Genomic DNA, 286 nt, shown 5'->3' on the forward strand with positions numbered 1-286 from the left:
CGCCGGGATGGGACCGGTCAGCATGATCACAGGGTCCACACCGACCGTGGTCTGGTCCAGGATCCTCGCCCGCGGGGTCAGCCCGTGGGTGTCCACCGCCCGCTGCGAGGCCAGCAGCACACCGGCCGCGCCGTCGCAGATCGGCGAGGAGGTGCCCGCGGTGATGCGACCGTTCTCCTTGCGGAACACCGTCCTCAGCCCGGCCAGGGTCTCGGCCGAGGTCCCCGGGCGGACGGTCTGGTCGCTGCGCCGGACCTCGCCGTCGAGCTCCCAGCCGATCATCTCC

Annotated in this window: 1 protein-coding gene; it reads right to left on the bottom strand. The window is 72.7% G+C overall.

Annotation, left to right across the window (positions count from 1 at the left end; translation table 11 throughout):
• On the bottom strand, positions 1–286 hold a 286-nt coding region (locus ACL02T_RS35065), incomplete at both ends, for a thiolase family protein (protein WP_503129117.1).

Origin of the sequence: Pseudonocardia oceanicola (genome assembly GCF_047200735.1) — a bacterium.
GTDB lineage: Bacteria > Actinomycetota > Actinomycetes > Mycobacteriales > Pseudonocardiaceae > Pseudonocardia.